This window comes from Mesorhizobium alhagi CCNWXJ12-2 (assembly GCF_000236565.1).
In the GTDB taxonomy this organism is placed as follows: Bacteria; Pseudomonadota; Alphaproteobacteria; order Rhizobiales; family Rhizobiaceae; genus Allomesorhizobium; species Allomesorhizobium alhagi.
In genome coordinates, this window is the sequence record NZ_AHAM01000183.1 from 1 (window position 1) to 17,681 (window position 17,681).

At 63.7% G+C, this 17,681-nt stretch carries 14 protein-coding genes; 10 read left to right on the forward strand and 4 right to left on the reverse strand.

Features of this window, described 5'->3' with window-relative positions:
* Positions 1-168 precede the first annotated feature (168 nt).
* Both gor and MAXJ12_RS20930 read left to right on the forward strand, forming a co-directional pair.
* Positions 169-1,560, forward strand: a complete 1,392-nt coding sequence (gene gor, locus MAXJ12_RS20925) for a glutathione-disulfide reductase (RefSeq protein ID WP_008837976.1) — start codon at positions 169-171, stop codon at positions 1,558-1,560.
* Positions 1,561-1,707: 147 nt separating this feature from the next.
* Positions 1,708-3,081, forward strand: a complete 1,374-nt coding sequence (locus MAXJ12_RS20930; protein ID WP_008837977.1) for a class II 3-deoxy-7-phosphoheptulonate synthase — start codon at positions 1,708-1,710, stop codon at positions 3,079-3,081.
* Positions 3,082-3,207: 126 nt separating this feature from the next.
* Here MAXJ12_RS20930 and MAXJ12_RS20935 read toward each other — a convergent pair whose 3' ends face one another.
* Positions 3,208-4,209: a GGDEF domain-containing protein gene (locus MAXJ12_RS20935; RefSeq protein WP_244421537.1), complete on the reverse strand. Its 1,002-nt coding sequence runs from the start codon at positions 4,207-4,209 to the stop codon at positions 3,208-3,210.
* 319 nt (positions 4,210-4,528) lie between these two features.
* Between MAXJ12_RS20935 and MAXJ12_RS20940 the strand changes: the two genes are divergently transcribed.
* The 7 genes from MAXJ12_RS20940 to MAXJ12_RS20970 all read left to right on the forward strand — a co-directional run bounded on the left by MAXJ12_RS20940 (position 4,529) and on the right by MAXJ12_RS20970 (position 12,015).
* Entirely contained in the window at positions 4,529-4,912 is a 384-nt protein-coding gene (locus MAXJ12_RS20940; RefSeq protein ID WP_008837978.1) for a GFA family protein, read from the forward strand.
* Positions 4,913-5,015: 103 nt separating this feature from the next.
* Complete coding sequence (locus MAXJ12_RS20945) at positions 5,016-5,375, forward strand: diacylglycerol kinase (protein ID WP_008837979.1); 360 nt, start codon at positions 5,016-5,018, stop codon at positions 5,373-5,375.
* A gap of 45 nt (positions 5,376-5,420) precedes the next feature.
* Positions 5,421-6,005: a hemerythrin domain-containing protein gene (locus MAXJ12_RS20950; protein WP_008837980.1), complete on the forward strand. Its 585-nt coding sequence runs from the start codon at positions 5,421-5,423 to the stop codon at positions 6,003-6,005.
* A gap of 69 nt (positions 6,006-6,074) precedes the next feature.
* Complete coding sequence (locus MAXJ12_RS20955) at positions 6,075-6,788, forward strand: DNA-3-methyladenine glycosylase I (protein WP_008837981.1); 714 nt, start codon at positions 6,075-6,077, stop codon at positions 6,786-6,788.
* Positions 6,789-6,875: 87 nt separating this feature from the next.
* Complete coding sequence (locus MAXJ12_RS20960) at positions 6,876-8,558, forward strand: NAD+ synthase (protein ID WP_008837982.1); 1,683 nt, start codon at positions 6,876-6,878, stop codon at positions 8,556-8,558.
* 60 nt (positions 8,559-8,618) lie between these two features.
* Entirely contained in the window at positions 8,619-9,845 is a 1,227-nt protein-coding gene (locus MAXJ12_RS20965; protein ID WP_008837983.1) for an MFS transporter, read from the forward strand.
* Between the two features lie 367 nt (positions 9,846-10,212).
* Complete coding sequence (locus tag MAXJ12_RS20970; RefSeq protein WP_008837984.1) at positions 10,213-12,015, forward strand: ABC transporter ATP-binding protein; 1,803 nt, start codon at positions 10,213-10,215, stop codon at positions 12,013-12,015.
* A 309-nt stretch (positions 12,016-12,324) separates the two neighbouring features.
* Here MAXJ12_RS20970 and MAXJ12_RS20975 read toward each other — a convergent pair whose 3' ends face one another.
* A complete protein-coding gene (locus MAXJ12_RS20975) occupies positions 12,325-12,654 on the reverse strand; it encodes a DUF6176 family protein (RefSeq protein ID WP_008837986.1) in 330 nt (109 codons plus the stop codon).
* A gap of 152 nt (positions 12,655-12,806) precedes the next feature.
* Between MAXJ12_RS20975 and gltX the strand changes: the two genes are divergently transcribed.
* Positions 12,807-14,180, forward strand: coding sequence for a glutamate--tRNA ligase (gltX, locus tag MAXJ12_RS20980; RefSeq protein ID WP_008837987.1), 1,374 nt, complete (start codon positions 12,807-12,809; stop codon positions 14,178-14,180).
* On the opposite strand, the gene MAXJ12_RS20985 is transcribed toward gltX, so the two are convergent.
* Positions 14,098-15,177 carry a DUF2865 domain-containing protein gene (locus tag MAXJ12_RS20985; RefSeq protein ID WP_244421538.1) on the reverse strand — a complete coding sequence of 360 codons (1,080 nt, stop codon included), beginning with the start codon at positions 15,175-15,177 and terminating at the stop codon, positions 14,098-14,100. The two genes, gltX and MAXJ12_RS20985, sit on opposite strands and share 83 nt — an antisense overlap.
* A 149-nt stretch (positions 15,178-15,326) precedes the next feature.
* The gene (locus tag MAXJ12_RS20990) at positions 15,327-17,651 is read right to left on the reverse strand and encodes an NADP-dependent malic enzyme (protein WP_008837989.1); all 2,325 of its coding nucleotides are present in this window, start codon (positions 17,649-17,651) and stop codon (positions 15,327-15,329) included.
* Positions 17,652-17,681: the final 30 nt, after the last annotated feature.

Here is a 17,681-nt window from a genome sequence, read left to right on the forward strand (position 1 = left end):
TGCCGCTACCGAAGGCGCTGCTCCGGCTCCCGCGCCCGAAGGCGAAGCGCCCGCCGCGGCGAACTGAGCGCATTCCCACCGAACAATGTTTATTGAAAGCCCGGCCCGACCGCCGGGCTTTTCTTTTGCCGGGCTGCCCCGTAACAGTGGGGCGAAGGGGGCGACCAGATGGCTCGATACGACTACGACCTTTTCGTCATCGGCGGCGGCTCCGGCGGCGTTCGCGCCGCGCGGGTTTCGGCGGCTCTCGGCAAGCGCGTCGGCATAGCCGAGGAGTATCGCTTCGGCGGAACCTGCGTCATTCGCGGCTGCGTACCGAAAAAGCTGTTCGTCTACGCCTCGCAATTTCCCGAGCATTTCGAGGATTCCGCCGGCTATGGCTGGACCGTCGAGCCGCCGCGGTTTGATTGGCGCACGCTCGTCGCCAACAAGGACCGCGAAATCGCGCGCCTTGAGGGGCTCTATCGGCAAGGCGTCGAAAACGCCGGCGGAGACGCGTTCCAGACCCGCGCGGTGCTGGTCGACAGGCACACGATCCTGCTCGAAAGCGAGAACCGGACGGTTACCGCCGACCAGATCATGATCGCCACCGGCGGCAGGCCGAACCCGCATCTTGCGCTTCCCGGCCACGAGCATTGCATCTTCTCCAACGAGGCTTTCGACCTGCCCGAACTGCCCAAGGCGATCGTGATCGCCGGCGGCGGCTATATCGCGGTCGAGTTCGCCAACATCTTCCACGGCCTCGGCGTCCACACCACGCTGATCTACCGCGGCAAGGAGATACTCAGCCGTTTCGACATGGATTTGCGGCGCATGCTGCACGAGACCATGGAGAAGAAAGGTATCCGCATCATCTGCCATGAAATATTCAGCGCGATCGAGAGGCGCGGCGACGGGCGGCTCGATGCCTATCTGCAGGGCGGCGAAGTGCTGGTCGCCGACCAGGTGATGCTGGCGCTCGGCCGCATCCCGAACACGGAGGATCTCGGCCTCGAAGCCGCCGGCGTCGAGAGGGGCAAGATCGGCGAGATCCTGGTCGACGACTATTCGCGCAGCAATGTCGAGAACATCTGGGCGATCGGCGATGTGACCAACCGAGTCCAGCTTACCCCGGTGGCCATCCATGAGGCGATGTGCTTCGTCGAGACCGCCTTCAAGAACAATCCGGTCGCGCCCGACCACGACTGCGTCGCCACCGCGGTGTTCTCGCAGCCCGAGATCGGCACCGTCGGTCTCTCCGAAGACGAGGCGGCGCGTCGCTTTCATGATATCGAAGTCTATCGCGCGACTTTCCGGCCGATGCGGCACACGCTGTCCGGCCGCGACGAGAAGATGCTGATGAAGCTGATCGTCGACGCCCAGACACGGCTGGTGCTGGGCGCCCACATCCTCGGCCCGGACGCCGGCGAAATGGCGCAGCTTCTCGGCATCTCGCTCAAGGCCGGCCTCACCAAGGACGATTTCGACCGCACCATGGCGGTGCACCCGACGGCGGCCGAGGAGTTTGTGACGATGTACAAACCGTCCTATCTCGTGAAGAACGGCGAGCGGGTGGGGTAGGCCTGGCGACGGGCGCAAATGCCGCTTCGATTCGGCCCAACTCCGGTCTAGAATAGGCTTCCGGCTTCCTGTATAGAGCCGCGTTCCCGAAAAGCGGGCAATTGCGGGGCGAAACCGCCCCCGGTTAAACAAGCGTTGGATACGGCAATGACGAAATGGTCCCCGAATTCCTGGAGAGCGAAACCGATTCAGCAGGTTCCGGCCTATCCGGACCAGGCTGCGCTTGCCGAAACCGAGGCCCGTCTCGCCACCTTTCCGCCGCTGGTTTTTGCAGGCGAGGCGCGCAAGCTGAAGAAGCAGCTTGCATCCGTCGCTGCCGGTGACGCATTTCTTCTCCAGGGCGGCGACTGCGCCGAAAGCTTCGCCGAGCACGGCGCCGACAACATCCGCGACTTCTTCCGCGTGTTCCTGCAGATGTCGGTGGTGCTGACCTTCGCCGGTTCGCAACCGGTGGTGAAGATCGGCCGCATCGCCGGCCAGTTCGCCAAGCCGCGCTCGTCCGACAACGAGGTCAAGGACGGGGTGACGCTGCCGTCCTATCGCGGCGACATCATCAACGGCACTGCTTTCGATACGGCTTCGCGGACGCCCGATCCGGCCCGCCAGGAAATGGCCTACCGGCAGTCGGCTGCGACGCTGAACCTTCTGCGCGCCTTCGCGCAGGGCGGCTACGCCAATCTCGAAAATGTGCACCAATGGATGCTGGGCTTCGTCGCCGACAGCCCGCAGGGCGAGCGCTATGAAGCGCTGGCCAACCGCATCACCGAAACCATGGATTTCATGAGTGCGGTCGGCATCACGTCGGAGACTAACTACGCGCTGCGCGAGACGGATTTCTACACCAGCCATGAAGCGCTGCTGCTCGGCTACGAGGAGGCGCTGACCCGCGTCGATTCCACCAGCGGCGACTGGTATGCGACTTCGGGCCACATGATCTGGATCGGCGACCGCACCCGCCAGCCGGATCACGCCCACATCGAGTATTGCCGCGGCATCAAGAACCCGCTCGGCCTGAAATGCGGCCCCTCGCTGACCGCCGACGGCTTGCTTGAGCTCATCGACCTTCTCAATCCCGAGAACGAGCCGGGCCGGCTGACGCTGATCGCGCGCTTCGGCGCCGACAAGGTCGGCGAGCATCTGCCGAGACTCATCCGCGCGGTGAAGAAGGAAGGCCGCAACGTCGTCTGGTCTTGCGATCCCATGCACGGCAACACGATCACGGCGGCAGGATACAAGACGCGGCCGTTCGACCGCATCCTGCGCGAGGTGCAGAGCTTCTTCGAGGTGCACCGCGCCGAAGGCACGCATCCGGGCGGCATCCACATCGAGATGACCGGCAACAACGTCACCGAATGCACGGGCGGCGCGCGCGCCATCACGGCGGAGGAACTGCAGGACCGCTACCACACCCATTGCGACCCGCGGCTCAATGCCGACCAGGCGATCGAACTGGCTTTCCTGGTCTCGGAGCTTTTGAAGAAGAACTCCGGCGCGTCGGAAAAGAAGGTCGTCAACGGCTGAACTGCCTGGGACCTGCACATCAAGGCGCTGGCTTGAGCCGGCGCCTTTTTGTACCCTTGACCGCTCAATCCTTCCTGTAGAGCAGCCAGCTCTTTAGCGGGCGATCCTGGGTCGCGGCAAATTTGGTCACCCGGTTGCGGCCGTCGACCTTGGACCGGTATAGCGCCCGGTCGGCCTTGGCGTAGAGGTCCTCGGCGCTTTCCGCCTCGGACGCCATATGCCCATCGAGATCGTGATCGGCCGGTAGTCGACGCCTTGGCTGGAAAATCGCGTCTGCTCGATCAACAGGCGGATGCGCTCGGCGAGTTCGAACGTCGCCTGTTCGCTTGCCCCCTCGACGATCAGCGCGAATTCCTCGCCGCCGGTCCGTGCCACGAACATGTCGTGCCGGATGCTCGTCCTGAAAATGTCGGCGATGGCCTGGATGATCTTGTCGCCGACGGGATGGCCGTAGCGGTCGTTGATTTCCTTGAAGCGATCTATGTCGGCCAGGATCAGCGCGTTGAACAATATGCCCGAATTGCTGTTGTAGATCTTGGCGATCCGCGTGTCGAAGGCGCGGCGGTTCCAGATATTCGTCAGCGGGTCAGTATCGGCCAGCCTTTTATATTCCTCGAGCTTCGTCTTCACGCTTTCCAGTTCGGCCGATTTGTCGCGCAAGGCGCTTGCGACCTGTTTTCCGTGATCGATCGTCGAGTTCGTCGCCACCGACATGACGCCGGCGATCTTCTGCAGAAGCTCCTTGCTCATCAGCGAGCGGTTGCTCAAACCGTCGGAGGTCTCGCCGAGAATCTGACCATATTTTTCGATATGGTTGCGCTCGTTGCGCAGGATGCCGGCAATGTCCTCCAGTTCCCTAGCGATTACCTCGCGCGCCTGTGCGACGATGCCCTGATCGTGGTTCTGGGCGAAATATTTGCGGCCGATCCGGTCAAGGTCGTCCTGCGTCGGCCGGTTACCCAGCCCGACCACCTCCAGGCTGAGATTGTGGTTCGATCCCGTCAAGGCCTCGTAGAAAATCTCGTAATTGCGGGGCAGCCCGACCACGCCCATTTGCCGCATCGTCGTGACGACGCCGGTAACGATGTCGTTGTGGGCGTCTTCGATGGGGGCGATGGCAGGCTGCATATTGCTTCACTTACCCCGCTGAGAGTACGAAACCGGCGTCGCCCGGGAGGCGCGCCGATGCAATCGGTACCGGAGGGGAGTGTGATCCGAGAGATTTTGAGAAACGTGCCCCCAATGAACGTTTCCGCAGGGGCACCTTAGCTGCATTTGAACTAAATTTTCCTTAATTTGCAGGCCGTTACGGGCTGAGCCACGCTCAATCCAACGCGGTCGCGGCACGACAATGTCGCAATCGTGGGATCGCGGCCGGACGAACGCCGCCATCTTGCGGCAGTCCGGAAAAGTGGGCCGGGCGATAAAAGCTTAGGGAGAAAACCGGATGACTGATCTTCATAAAGGTTCCTGCCTTTGCGGCGCAGTTCGCTTCACGGCGAAAAGGCTGTTGCGCGGCGTTCTCTATTGCCACTGCTTGCAATGCCGCAAGCAGAGCGGGCACTTCTTCGCTGCGGCAAAGGCTGCCGACGCCGACCTTGTCGTCGAGGGCGGAGAGGAAATCACCTGGTATGCCGCATCGCCCGAGGCGAAACGCGGATTCTGCCGGTCATGCGGCTCCGCCTTGTTCTGGAAGCGCAACGGTCTCGACGAGACCTCCATCATGGCGGGCGCGTTCGACAAACCGACCGGGCTTTCGGCGGTGGGCCACATATTCGTGGCGGACAAGGGTGACTACTATTCGATCGACGACGGCCTGCCGCAGGACTGAACGCATCGCGCCGCACAGCGCAGAAGGCGATTGCCATCTGTTCCAGCCGCCTGAACTTGGCTAAATGGTCCGCTCCCGCGAATCGGAGAGGGGATCCTTCGCAATGCAACGCCTGATCAGCGCCTTCCGCAATTCGGTGCGCGCCTTTCGCCAGCTTATCCGTCATGAGACGGCCTTCCAGCAGGAAATCCTGCTGCTCGCGCTCGCCATCCCGCTCGCCTGGTTCGTGGCGACGTCCTGGCGCGGCTACGCTCTGCTTGTCGGCGCGGTCCTGCTGCTGATCATGGTCGAAGTGCTCAACACCGGCATCGAAGCGGCGTGCGATGCGGTGTCGCGCGAATTCAACATCGACATCCAGCTCGCCAAGGATTGCGGGTCGCTGGCGGTTCTGATCTCGATCGTGCTTGCCGGCGGCGTGTGGGGCATCGCCATCATCGAGCGGTTCACCGGCCTTCCGCTTTGATCCGGGCTACCTATATGCGCGGTGCAATCGGAACCCGCCGCAATCATGACCGACATCTCGATCGAACTTGAGCGCCGGGCCAGCCTGCCGCAGGAACTGCGCTGGCTTCTCGAAAAATATCCGCGCGAAGGCTGGCAGGCACATCCCAACCTTGCCGGCATGGCCTCGTTCTGGCTGCAGCGCCACGACATGTTCCGCGAGGTTGGCGGCCTTTTGACCACGATCATCGGCGACTACCGCGAAGGCCGGCGCACCGCGCCTGAATTTGCACGGCAGTTTGCACCGCGCCTCAACTTCTTCCTCGGCGAACTCGACGGCCATCACAATGTCGAGGACCAGCACTATTTTCCGGTGTTCGCCAGGGCCGAAAGCCGGCTGAAGCGCGGCTTCGACATTCTCGATGCCGATCACCACATCATCCACGAAGCGCTGGCGCGCAATGCCGAGGCCGCGAACGCCTTCCTGCGCGCCCTCACCGAAAACGAGGACAGGCAGCGCTTCGCCGCGGACGCCTATGCCGACGAGAATGCGCGGCTTGTTGCCATGCTGACCCGGCATCTGGCCGACGAGGAAGACCTGATCATTCCGCTGATGCTCGACAGGGGCGACAGCGGGCTCGGCATCGGCTGAGCGGACGGGAGGTTGGCGTAGACATTGCGGCTGTCGTAAGCTCCGCCGCCCGAACGGAGATCTTGAGTCATGCTGTCCTTCGAGAAGATCCGCGCCCGCGCCGCCAGCCGCAAGGGCGGCGATGCGGTGCTGGCGTCGCTGCTCGGTCCGGTGCCCGACAATGCCGCGCTGGCCAAGGTCACCGACGATCGGGTTCTGTCGACAATGGCCGAGCGCGTCTTTGCCGCCGGTTTCGTCTGGCGGGTGATCGAGCAGAAATGGCCGGGTTTCGAGGAGGCGTTTCTCGGCTTCGAGCCGAAGCGCCTGCTGTTTCAGCCGGACGACTTCTGGCACGATCTGGCGTCCGACAAGCGCATCGTCCGCAACCCCCAAAAGATCAGGTCGGTGCGCGATAACGCCGCCTTCGTCGAACGCATGTCGCAGGAGCATGGCAGCTTCGGCAAGTTCCTCGCGCAATGGCCGAAGGACGACCAGATCGGCCTGATGGCGTTTCTCGCCAAGCACGGCAGCCGGCTCGGCGGCAATACCGGCCAGTATTTCCTCCGCTGGCTGGGTTGGGACACGTTTATCATTTCGCAGGACATGGCTGCCGCCCTGCGCGATGCCGGGCTGGATATCGCCGAAAGCCCGACTTCCAAGCGTGATCTGGCCAGAATCCAGATGCAGATGAACGCATGGGCGCGCAAGACCGGGCTGCCCTACGCGCATATTTCGCGGATTCTCGCAATGTCGATCGGCGAAAACCATTCGCCCGAGGCGATCCGCGAATATACCGGCGAGTAGCGTTTGCGCGGCGCAAGACGCGCGGCGCTGTAGTGGCTCAATCGAACGGCATTGCCGCGGATTTGCCGCCACGCTAAACCCGTCATCATGACCAAGCCAGCGCCAGACGTCCTCCGCATCGCGGTAGCCCAGCTCAATCCGATTGTCGGTGATGTCGCCGGCAATCTCGCCAAGGCGCGTGAGGCGAGGGCCGATGCCGCCCGCCACGGCGCTGATCTGGTGCTTTATACGGAACTCTTCATCGCCGGCTATCCGCCGGAAGACCTGGTCCTCCGGCCGGCGTTTCTTTCCGCCTGCGAGCGCGCGGTGAAGGATTTCGCGGCCGACACCGCCGATGGCGGGCCTGGCGTCATCATCGGCACGCCGCTGAAGCGCAAGAGCGGCACGCATAATTCGATCATTTTCGCCGATGGCGGCAAGATTCTCGCCGAACGCCATAAGCTCGACCTGCCGAACTACGGCGAATTCGACGAAAAACGCGTCTTCCAGGCCGGCCCGGAAATTCAGGGGCCGGTCAATTTCCGCGGCGTGCGTCTGGGGATTCCGATCTGCGAGGATATCTGGGGCGGCGATATTGCAATCTGCGAGACGCTCTCCGAAAGCGGAGCGGAAATCCTCCTTGTGCCGAACGGCTCGCCCTATTACCGGGACAAGGTCGATGTCCGCCACCAGGTCGTGATCCGGCAGGTCATCGAATGCGGCTTGCCGATTATCTACGCCAACCAGCTCGGCGGCCAGGACGAGCTGGTTTTCGACGGGGCGAGCTTCGCCATCAACGCCGACAGGACGCTGGCCTTCCAGATGAGCCAGTTCGAGGAGACGGTCGTTGTCACCAAATGGCGCCGCAGCGAAACGGACTGGGTCTGCGCCGATGGCCCGATGTCGAAAATCCCGGAAAAGGAAGAGGCGGATTATCGCGCCTGCATGCTCGGCCTGCGCGACTACGTCAACAAGAACGGCTTCAAGAATGTCGTGCTCGGCCTGTCCGGCGGCATCGACTCGGCGATCTGCGCGGCACTTGCGGTCGACGCCCTGGGGGAGGAGCGCGTGAGGGCGGTGATGATGCCCTATCGCTATACTTCGAAGGATTCGCTCAAGGACGCTGAAGACTGCGCCCGCGCGCTCGGCTGCCACTACGATATCGTGCCGATCTTCGAGCCCGTCGACGGCTTCTCCCATGCTCTCGCCCAGCTTTTCGAAGGCACCGGGGAGGGCATCACCGAGGAGAACCTGCAGAGCCGCGCGCGCGGCACCATACTGATGGCGATCTCCAACAAGTTCGGCTCGATGGTAGTGACGACCGGCAACAAATCGGAAATGTCGGTTGGCTACGCCACTCTCTACGGCGACATGAACGGCGGCTTTAATCCCATCAAGGATCTCTACAAGATGCAGGTCTACGCCCTGTCGCGCTGGCGCAACGGCCATGTGCCGCCCGGCGCGCTCGGGCCGTCCGGCGAGGTCATTCCGAAGAACATCATCGACAAAGCCCCGTCGGCGGAACTGCGCGAGAACCAGACCGACCAGGATTCGCTGCCGCCCTATCCCGTGCTCGACGATATCCTCGAATGCCTTGTCGAAGGCGAGATGAGCGTCGACGCGATCGTGGCGCGCGGCCACTCCCGCAAAACCGTGCACCGCATCGAACACCTGCTCTATGTCGCCGAATACAAGCGCAGGCAGGCTGCCCCCGGCGTGAAGATCACGAAGAAAAATTTCGGCCGCGACCGCCGCTATCCCATCACCAACCGGTTCCGGGACCGCGGGTAGAGCGCACCGCCGCCGCAAAATGTTGGACGGCCACGACCGAACCCTCAGCGAAAGGCTGCCATGAGCTTCCTCGCCTTTCTCCGCGAAAATGCGCGCTGGCTCGCCGGCGGCTTCCTGCTGACCCTGTTCTCGTCATTCGGACAGACCTTCTTCATCTCGCTTTCGGCAGGCAACATCCGCGAGGAATACGGCTTATCGCATGGCGGCTTCGGCACGCTCTACATGGTCGCAACGCTGGGCAGCGCGCTCACCCTGCCGCACCTCGGCCAGATCGTCGACCGCTATAGCGTCAAGCATGTCGCGCTGTTCATCATCCCGATGCTGGCCCTGGCCGCGGTGTCGATGGCGTTCTCCACCAACGTCCTCCTGCTCGCCTTCACCATCTATCTCCTGCGTCTATTCGGGCAGGGCATGCTGACCCACACCTCCTTCACCGCGATGGGCCGCTGGTTTTCCGCGCAGCGCGGCCGCGCGGTTTCTGTCGTAACGCTCGGCCACAATACCGGCGAGGCGATTTTCCCGCTGATCTTCGTGGCGGTCGCCGTTGCCGTCGGCTGGCGCAACACCTGGCTGATGGCGGCCGCGGCCCTGGTTTTCGTGGCGCTGCCGGTCATCGTCTCGCTGATAGCGGTCGAGCGCGCGCCCCGCGCCTCGGACCCCGTCGCGCGTGTTTCCGACGCCCGCGACTGGACCCGGGCCGAGGCGTTGCGCGATCCGGTGTTTTATCTGCTGTTCCTAGGCGTGATGGCGCCGTCATTCATCGGAACGGTCATCTTCTTCCATCAGGTCTATCTGGTCGAACTGCGCGGCTGGTCGCTCGAACTCTTCGCCGGCACTTTCACCCTGATGGCTGTCATGACCGCCACCTTCGCGCTGATCTCGGGCCAGCTCATCGACCGCTTTTCGGCGGTGGCCCTGCTGCCATCGTTTCTCATTCCGCTTGGGCTCGCCTGCCTGATCCTCGGTCTCTTCGAGGGGCAGTGGAGCGCATTCGCCTTCATGGCGCTGCTCGGTGTGTCTTGGGGCTTCTCGTCGACCCTGTTCGGGGCGCTGTGGCCGGAAATCTACGGCACCAGGCATCTGGGCTCGATCCGCGCTCTGGCCGTGGCGATAATGGTCTTCGCCAGCGCCATGGGACCGGGCCTCACCGGGCTCCTGATCGACCTTGGCGTCAGCTATCCCGGCCAGATCATCGCCATGGGCGTCTACTGCTTCGCCATTTCGCTGGTGATGTTGCAGGTCTCGCGCCGGGTCAGGGCGCGCGCAACGCAACCCCTCGCGGCCTGACGGCGCAACCCACTGTTGCAGGAATACCTCGCTGATTGCGCCACCTCCGCTTTTCGCGACGCGGCGGCTTGGCGAAGCGGCCGGCCTTCATTATAAGCATCTCTCCCGCTGATCCCGTTTGGGAGGGTACGAATGGCAGGATTTGACACTTTGATGCCGGGCCGCGAAGCCTAGGTTCCAGAAGCCGCCCCGAAGGTTCAAACCTTTCGGGCATCACGAACCCGATTTCGCCTGCCCCGGTCGCCGCCTCATCCTGAGCCCGGCTGCCAAATCGGTTCGACCCCGCACAGAGCAACGATTTCGCGCTCCCGCGGTGTTTCATTTCCACGTTTTTCCGGGATCGGGCAGTTTTTCGCCCGAAAAGACCATGACTCGTCTTCGTATCGATCTGCGCGGCGGCGCGTTCCGCAGCGTTCTGGGTTTCACCGCCGGCCATTGGCGACGCCAGCCGATCCGCCTGACCATGATCATGGCGGCGGGGGTGGTCTCCACCTTGGCCGATGTGCTCACGCCGCTCTATTCGGGCCGGCTGGTCGACGCCGTCGCCAGCGGCGCGGCGGCCGACATCGTCGCCTGGAACGCCGCGACCGCGGCCTTCTTCATGCTGATCGCGCTCGCGCTCGGCGCCATCGTCATGCGCCACATCGCCTTCATGGGCATCATCGACCTGACGCTGATCATGATGTCGGATATCGCCGCCGACGCATTCCACCGCGTCCAGCGCTTTTCCACAGACTGGCACGCCAACAGCTTCGCCGGCTCGACCGTGCGCAAAGTGACGCGCGGCATGTGGGCGCTCGACCTCCTGAACGACACGATCCTGGTGGCGCTGTTCCCCTCACTCGTCATGCTCGTCGGCTCGACGCTGCTGCTCGGCTGGTACTGGCCGATGATGGGCGTCATCATAGCGGTCGGCTCGATCGTCAATGTGGCGCTGACCATCGCGCTGTCGCTCGGCTTTGTCGCACCAGCGGCGAGCCTCGCCAACCGCTGGGATACGAAACTCGGCGGCGCGCTGGCCGACGCGGTGAGCTGCAACGCGGTGGTCAAGGCGTTCGGTGCGGAGCACCGCGAAGACCGCCGGCTCGCCTCCATCACCGGCAAGTGGCGCGACCGCACGCGACGCACCTGGGTGCGCGGAACCATCAACGGCACGACGCAGGGCTCGACGCTGCTTGTCCTGCGGGTGGCGGTGATCGGCTTCGCGCTGGTCCTGTGGTCGCGCGGCGAGGCGAGCGCCGGCGACATTACCTTCGTGCTCACCTCGTTCTTCGTGCTGCAGGGCTATCTGCGCGATGTCGGCATGCATGTGCGCAACGTGCAGCGCTCGGTCAACGACATGGAGGAGCTGGTCGATATCCAGCGCCAGCCGCTCGGCATCGACGATCGGCCGGGCGCCAAGCCCATCCAGATCACCAATGGGCGAATCGAGTTCGACCGGGTGACGTTCCACTATGGCAGCCATCCCCTGCCGCTCTACAATGATTTCTCGGTCACGATAGAGGCCGGCGAGCGGGTCGGGCTGGTCGGCCATTCGGGCTCGGGCAAGACGACATTCGTCAAGCTCATACAGCGGCTCTACGACCTGAGCTCGGGCCGCATCCTGATCGACGGCCAGGATATCGCCCAAGTCACCCAGGCGTCGCTGCGCCAGCAGATCGCCATCGTGCAGCAGGAGCCGGTGCTGTTCCACCGGTCACTGGCCGAGAACATCGCCTATGCGCGGCCCGGCGCCTCGCAGGTCGAGATCGAGGAAGCGGCGAGGCTCGCCAGCGCCCACGATTTCATCGTGAGCCTGCCGAAGGGCTACGGCACGCTTGTCGGCGAGCGCGGGGTGAAGCTGTCAGGCGGCGAGCGCCAGCGCGTCGCCATCGCACGGGCGTTTCTGGCGGATGCGCCGATCCTGATCCTGGACGAGGCCACGTCCAGCCTCGATTCGGAATCGGAGGTGCTGATCCAGCAGGCGATGGAGCGGCTGATGGTCGGACGCACGACGCTGGTCATCGCACACCGGCTGTCCACCGTGCGCGCGCTCGACCGGCTGCTGGTCTTCGATCGGGGCCGCATCGCCGAGGAGGGCGATCACGACCAACTGATCCGGCTCTCCGGCGGCATCTACCGCCGGCTGTTCGAGCGCCAGGCGCTGGAATTGACCAAGGGCATGATTTGAGAAGAGGGCGGGGCGGCGATAGCTGTCTCGCCCGTCAGCCCGCTAGCGGACTTTCTTGGCAGCGGAATCCATATGCTGCTGAACGCGGCTCGCAGCTTCCGCAAGCGGCTTTGTCTCCCCCGGATTTGCCTTGTACCTGTCATAGGCCGGAGCGACCTCTCCCGACAGCCATTTCTCGACCATACCTTGGCGTCCCTGCGAGGCGCTTTGGGGAGTGATTTCATTGTCTGGCGCGGAGGCCACAGAAACGACTCGATCCTTGATCCGCTTGGCTATCTTTATGCTCCATGGGGCTAAGAACCGCCATTTTCACTGGTCTTCGGTGGAGAGGTCGATAAGCGGCGACAGCTCCGTGCGCTCTTCCCAGCACGCCTCCTTGAAGCGACGATGATAGGCATCGATATCCGCGGTGGACGATCGAGCCATAGCTTTGGCCTTTTCAAAATCATCGGCCCGCATGACCGAAACCAAATAGACCCCGTCTGCCTGGTAGTCCAGGAAAGCTGCCTCCAAGGAGACACCCTCCCGTTTCATCGTTTCGCGGGCTTCGTTGGCGCGCTTGTTTATCTCGGCGGCCCAATCATCCACCTGCTCGCGAGTTCCGTCCTTGAGTTTTATCTTGATGCAGCGCGTCCGCATGATGAAACCTTCGTCTTCCGCAGGTGGGGGCGCTCACTACCGCTCCGCGCCGGAGTCGCCGATTGTATAGATCAATGTAGCACGACACCGCGCGCTCGCCTGGCATCCCCTAGTCTTGCCAAGGCCATATCCTTCGGCTAACCCCGCAAACCATGACTGTCACAGTTCGTTTCGCCCCGTCGCCGACGGGCCACATCCATATCGGCAACGCCCGCACCGCGCTGTTCAACTGGCTCTTCGCCATGAAGCATGGCGGGCGCTTCATCCAGCGCTTCGACGACACCGATTTTGCGCGCTCCCGGCAGGAATATGCCGACGCGATCCTCTACGACCTGCACTGGCTGGGCATCTTTCCCGACGCCATCCGCTACCAGTCGCGGCGCATCGAAAACTATGACGCCGCGGTCGAGAGGCTGAAGGAAGCGGGTGTGCTCTATGCCTGCTACGAGACGCCGGAAGAACTCGACCTGCGCCGTAAGGTACGGCGCACGCGCGGCCTGCCGCCGGTCTACGGCCGCGAAGCGCTGAAACTCACCGCCGACGAGAAGGCGGCTTTCGAGGCGGATGGCCGCCGGCCGCACTGGCGTTTCCTGTTGCCCAACTTCGATACCGACCCGTTCGAGCCGCAGCGCACCGATATCGTCTGGACAGACGTGGTGCGCGGCGAAGAAACCGTCGATCTCGCTTCGCTGTCCGACCCTGTCCTGGTCCGGGAGGACGGCACCTATCTCTACACGCTGCCTTCGGTCGTCGACGACATCGACATGGAAGTCACCCATGTCATCCGCGGCGACGATCATGTCACCAACACCGGCGTGCAGATCGCGCTGTTTAAGGCGCTGGGCGCCGAGCCGCCGGCTTTCGGCCACCATAACCTGTTGACCACCAGTTCGGGCGAGGGCCTGTCGAAGCGCAGCGGTGCGCTGTCTATCGCCGGCTTGCGCGAATCCGGGCTGGAGCCGATGGCGGTGGTCTCGCTCGCCGTGCTGATCGGCACGTCGGAGAATGTCTCGGCCGTCGCCAGCATGGCGGAACTCGCCGAGCGCTTCGATCCGGCGGCAACCTCGAAATCGGCGTCCAAGTTCGATCCGGACGAACTGATCGTGCTCAATCGCGCGCTGCTCCATGAAACGCCGTTTTCGGAGGTGCAGGACCGGCTTTCCGCGCTCGGCATTTCCGGTGAAAAGGCCGAACCGTTCTGGCTCGCCGTGCGCGGCAATGTGGAAAAGCTCTCGGATTCCGTGGCTTGGTGGAAGGTCCTCAAATCTGGCCCGCAGGAGCCCGCCGAGCTTTCCGACGAGGATAAGGACTATGTCCGCGCGGCATTCGATATCCTGCCGGAAGAGCCATGGGACGCATCGACCTGGAAGGCATGGACCGATGCGGTGAGGAAGGAAACGGGACGCAAGGGCAAGGCGCTGTTCATGCCGTTGCGTCTTGCGCTCACCGGGCTTGCGGCCGGTCCGGAGCTCGCAGATCTATTGCCGCTTCTGGGTCGGGAAGGAACCTTGGCCCGACAACCCTGACCTTGCGGTCTGCATCGGGTTCGACCGCGACAGCTTCCGGCTTGGTTTCGACGTCCGCAGTCTTCGGGGCAGGAGCCTCCGGCTTCGGTTCGAACGGCGTGACGAACGATCCGCTTTCGGCCGGAGCTTCGTCGCCCGCAGGCGGTTTGCCGGCTAGCACCTCGAAATCCCTTGCGGGATTGCAGCCGCAGCCTTTCGGGCGCGGAGCATCAACGCTCTTGTAGAGGTAGGCCGACGGCAGCTCCGAATAGCGGGTTCCCGTCACGGTCGATATCATCGCTGCGGAATCCTCGGCTCCGGGCGCAAGAACCCGCTTCGGTTCGGCTTCATGGAAGAAGACTTGCATCTCGGTTCCCGGGCAGCGCGCATCGCAGCTCTTCTGGTCGCGCTCAAAATCGGCGAGCGAGGCCGCATAGGACATCGGGAAGAAATAACCGTCGCAGGTGCGCACGCAAGTTGTCCGGTAGCTTCTACCCAGTTCCTGCAGATCCTGCCCGTCGCCATCGATCACCCGGCGGATGCGCCCTTCGAGATCCTCGTCGAGAGGCTGCATGGGCTCAAAACCGGTCACCCGGTCTGGTGTGTCCTCCCCGTCGTCGATTGGCGGCGGCAGGCGCCGCTCTGCAACCGCATCGCCGCGGCAGCCATTGGCGTCCAGCGATGCAAGCAGGCGCGTCCGCGATTTGGCGCTGCCGATACCGGCCAATTGGCTGCGCTTGCGCTGCAGCGCCTCGAGGTTGATCGCCATCTTCTCGATCGTCGCATTCAGCGCAGCGCATTGCTTGACCCCGTTGCCGAGCAGCGAAAAACCGCATCTTTGGCCGCGCGCCTGGCGCCGCGCCTTGATCAGTTCGTCGCGCTGCCGGGCGATGGCGTCGTCATATTTTTGGAGCGCGGCCGACCCGCCTGGATTTGCCGCCGCGGCAAGCTCGGCTTCGAGCTGTCGGCAGAGCCGGCTGTCGGCGAAAGCCGGCGCGGCGGTCGCAACGGTGAGCACGACAGCTCCCAGCGCAAAGGCTCGTCTCAGCGTTCGCCTGCCCGCCGCCATCCGTGCCGACCCCCCACATTGCCGGTTCGCCATCACGCGAATCCCTATGCGGAAGGTTTAGCTGTTTCTTCGGCGTCTGGCCATTTGGGGTCTGGTGCTCAAGCCGTCCTTAGCGTCGCGACGGCCTTCTGCGAGGCCTCCACCACGGCCAGCGCCGTCATGTTGACGACGCCGCGCGAGGTCACCGACGGCGTCAGGATGTGCGCCGGCTTGTCCGTGCCGAGCAGAATCGGCCCGACATGCAGCGCGTCCATCATCTGCTTGACCGTGGTGAGCGCAATATTGGCCGAATCGAGGTTCGGGAACACCAGCAGATTGGCCTCGCCTTTAAGGGCCGAATGCGGGAAGACCCGCTGCCGCAATATCTCCGACAGCGCCGAATCGGCATGCATTTCGCCATCGCTCTGCAGGTCGGGGGCGATCCTCTTCAGGATCTCCGCCGCCTCCCGCATCTTCAGCGCGCTCGGCGAATCGCGCGAGCCGAAATTCGAATGCGACAGCAGCGCCGCCTTCGGCTCGATGCCGAAGCGGCTGATTTCCTCGGCCGCCAGCACCGTCATTTCGGCGATCTCCCCCGCCGTCGGATCCACGCTCACATAGGTATCGGTGAAGAAGGTGGCGCCGCGCGTCGAGATAAGCATCGAAAGCGCTGAGAGATCGCGATCGCGGACGCCTTCGCGAGGTCCGATGATCAGCGAGACATAACGCAGATGGCGCTCAAACCGGCCTTCGAGCCCGCAGATCATCGCATGCGCGTCGCCCCGCTTCAGCGCCAGCGCTGCTATCACGGTGGTGTTCGTGCGCACCAGGGTGCGTGCGGCTTCCTGCGTCACCCCGCGGCGGCCGCCCAATTCGATCAGGAGGTCGACATAATGGCGGTAGCGCGGGTCGTCCTCGGGGTTGACCAGTTCGAAATCCGTTCCCGACCTGATGCGCAGTCCGTAGCGCTTCAGCCGCACGTCGACGACGTGCGGCCGCCCGATCAGGATAGGCTCGGCGATGCCTTCCTCGATCACCACCTGGGCGGCGCGAAGGACCCGCTCGTCCTCGCCGTCGGCATAGATGACCCGCTTCGACGCCGCGGTCTTGGCCGTCGAGAACACCGGCTTCATCACCAGGCCGGAGCGGAAGACGAAGCGGTTGAGCCGGTCGATATAGGCAGGGAAATCGGTGATCGGCCGCGTGGCGACGCCGGTCTCGCACGCCGCCTTGGCAACCGCCGGCGCAATCCTGAGGATCAGCCGGGGGTCGAAAGGCGAGGGGATCAGGAAATCCGGGCCGAAGGTCGGCGTCTCGCCCGAATAGGCGCGGGCGGCGACATCGGACGGTTCTTCGCGCGCCAACGATGCGATGGCCCGCACCGCCGCCATCTTCATAGGCTCGTTTATGGCGCTCGCGCCGCAATCCAGCGCTCCACGGAAGATGTAGGGAAAGCAGAGTACGTTGTTGACCTGGTTGGGAAAATCAGAACGCCCGGTGCAGATCATCGCGTCCGGCCGCGCCGCGCGAGCCTCCTCCGGCATGATCTCGGGGTTCGGATTGGCGAGCGCCAGGATCAGCGGCTTTTCCGCCATGTGCTTCAGCAGTTCGGGCTTCAGCACGCCGGCAGCCGACAGGCCGAGGAACACGTCGGCCCCGGTAATCACGTCGGCCAGCGTGCGCGCCTCGGTGTCCTTCACATAAGGGTCTTTCCAGCGGTCCATCTCGTCCAGCCGGCCCTTGTAGGCGACGCCGAAACGGTCCGTGATCCAGATGTTTTCGACCTTCGCGCCCATCGAGACCAGCAAGTTGAGGCAGGCGAGCGCCGCCGCGCCCGCGCCCGAGGTGACGATCTTGATGTCCTCGATTTTCTTGCCGGCGAATTCCAGCCCGTTGAGCACCGCGGCCGCCACGATGATCGCCGTGCCGTGCTGGTCGTCATGGAAGACCGGGATCTTCATCCGCGCCTTGAGCTGCTCCTCCACCTCGAAGCATTCCGGCGCCTTGATGTCCTCCAGATTGATGCCGCCGAAGGTCGGCTCCAGCGCGGCCACCGTCTCGACCATGCGCTCGATCTCCGGCGCGTCGATCTCGATGTCGAAGACGTCGATGCCGGCGAACTTCTTGAACAGGACCGCCTTGCCCTCCATCACCGGCTTGGAGGCGAGCGGGCCGATATTGCCGAGGCCGAGCACAGCCGAGCCGTTGGAGATCACCGCCACCAGATTGGCGCGCGCCGTGTAGTCGGCGGCTGTCGCCGGATCGTCCCTGATCGCAAGGCAGGGGGCGGCGACGCCCGGCGAATAGGCCAGCGCCAGGTCGCGCTGGTTTCCCAGCGGTTTGGTCGCCTGGATCTCCAATTTGCCAGGAGTCGGGTGTTTGTGAAAAAAAAGTGCGGCGTCTTCCAGGTCCGAACGGGCCAGATCGTTGTTATCGCTGTTCATTTTTCGTGCCGCCATTCTCGCCCAGGCCGG

Bases quoted from the DNA above. Each gene is read 5' to 3' on its own strand.
- gor (WP_008837976.1), top strand. From the start codon at position 169: ATGGCTCGATACGACTACGACCTTTTCGTCATCGGCGGCGGCTCCGGC.
- MAXJ12_RS20930 (WP_008837977.1), top strand. From the start codon at position 1,708: ATGACGAAATGGTCCCCGAATTCCTGGAGAGCGAAACCGATTCAGCAG.
- MAXJ12_RS20935 (WP_244421537.1), bottom strand. From the start codon at position 4,209: ATGCAGCCTGCCATCGCCCCCATCGAAGACGCCCACAACGACATCGTT.
- MAXJ12_RS20940 (WP_008837978.1), top strand. From the start codon at position 4,529: ATGACTGATCTTCATAAAGGTTCCTGCCTTTGCGGCGCAGTTCGCTTC.
- MAXJ12_RS20945 (WP_008837979.1), top strand. From the start codon at position 5,016: ATGCAACGCCTGATCAGCGCCTTCCGCAATTCGGTGCGCGCCTTTCGC.
- MAXJ12_RS20950 (WP_008837980.1), top strand. From the start codon at position 5,421: ATGACCGACATCTCGATCGAACTTGAGCGCCGGGCCAGCCTGCCGCAG.
- MAXJ12_RS20955 (WP_008837981.1), top strand. From the start codon at position 6,075: ATGCTGTCCTTCGAGAAGATCCGCGCCCGCGCCGCCAGCCGCAAGGGC.
- MAXJ12_RS20960 (WP_008837982.1), top strand. From the start codon at position 6,876: ATGACCAAGCCAGCGCCAGACGTCCTCCGCATCGCGGTAGCCCAGCTC.
- MAXJ12_RS20965 (WP_008837983.1), top strand. From the start codon at position 8,619: ATGAGCTTCCTCGCCTTTCTCCGCGAAAATGCGCGCTGGCTCGCCGGC.
- MAXJ12_RS20970 (WP_008837984.1), top strand. From the start codon at position 10,213: ATGACTCGTCTTCGTATCGATCTGCGCGGCGGCGCGTTCCGCAGCGTT.
- MAXJ12_RS20975 (WP_008837986.1), bottom strand. From the start codon at position 12,654: ATGCGGACGCGCTGCATCAAGATAAAACTCAAGGACGGAACTCGCGAG.
- gltX (WP_008837987.1), top strand. From the start codon at position 12,807: ATGACTGTCACAGTTCGTTTCGCCCCGTCGCCGACGGGCCACATCCAT.
- MAXJ12_RS20990 (WP_008837989.1), bottom strand. From the start codon at position 17,651: ATGAACAGCGATAACAACGATCTGGCCCGTTCGGACCTGGAAGACGCC.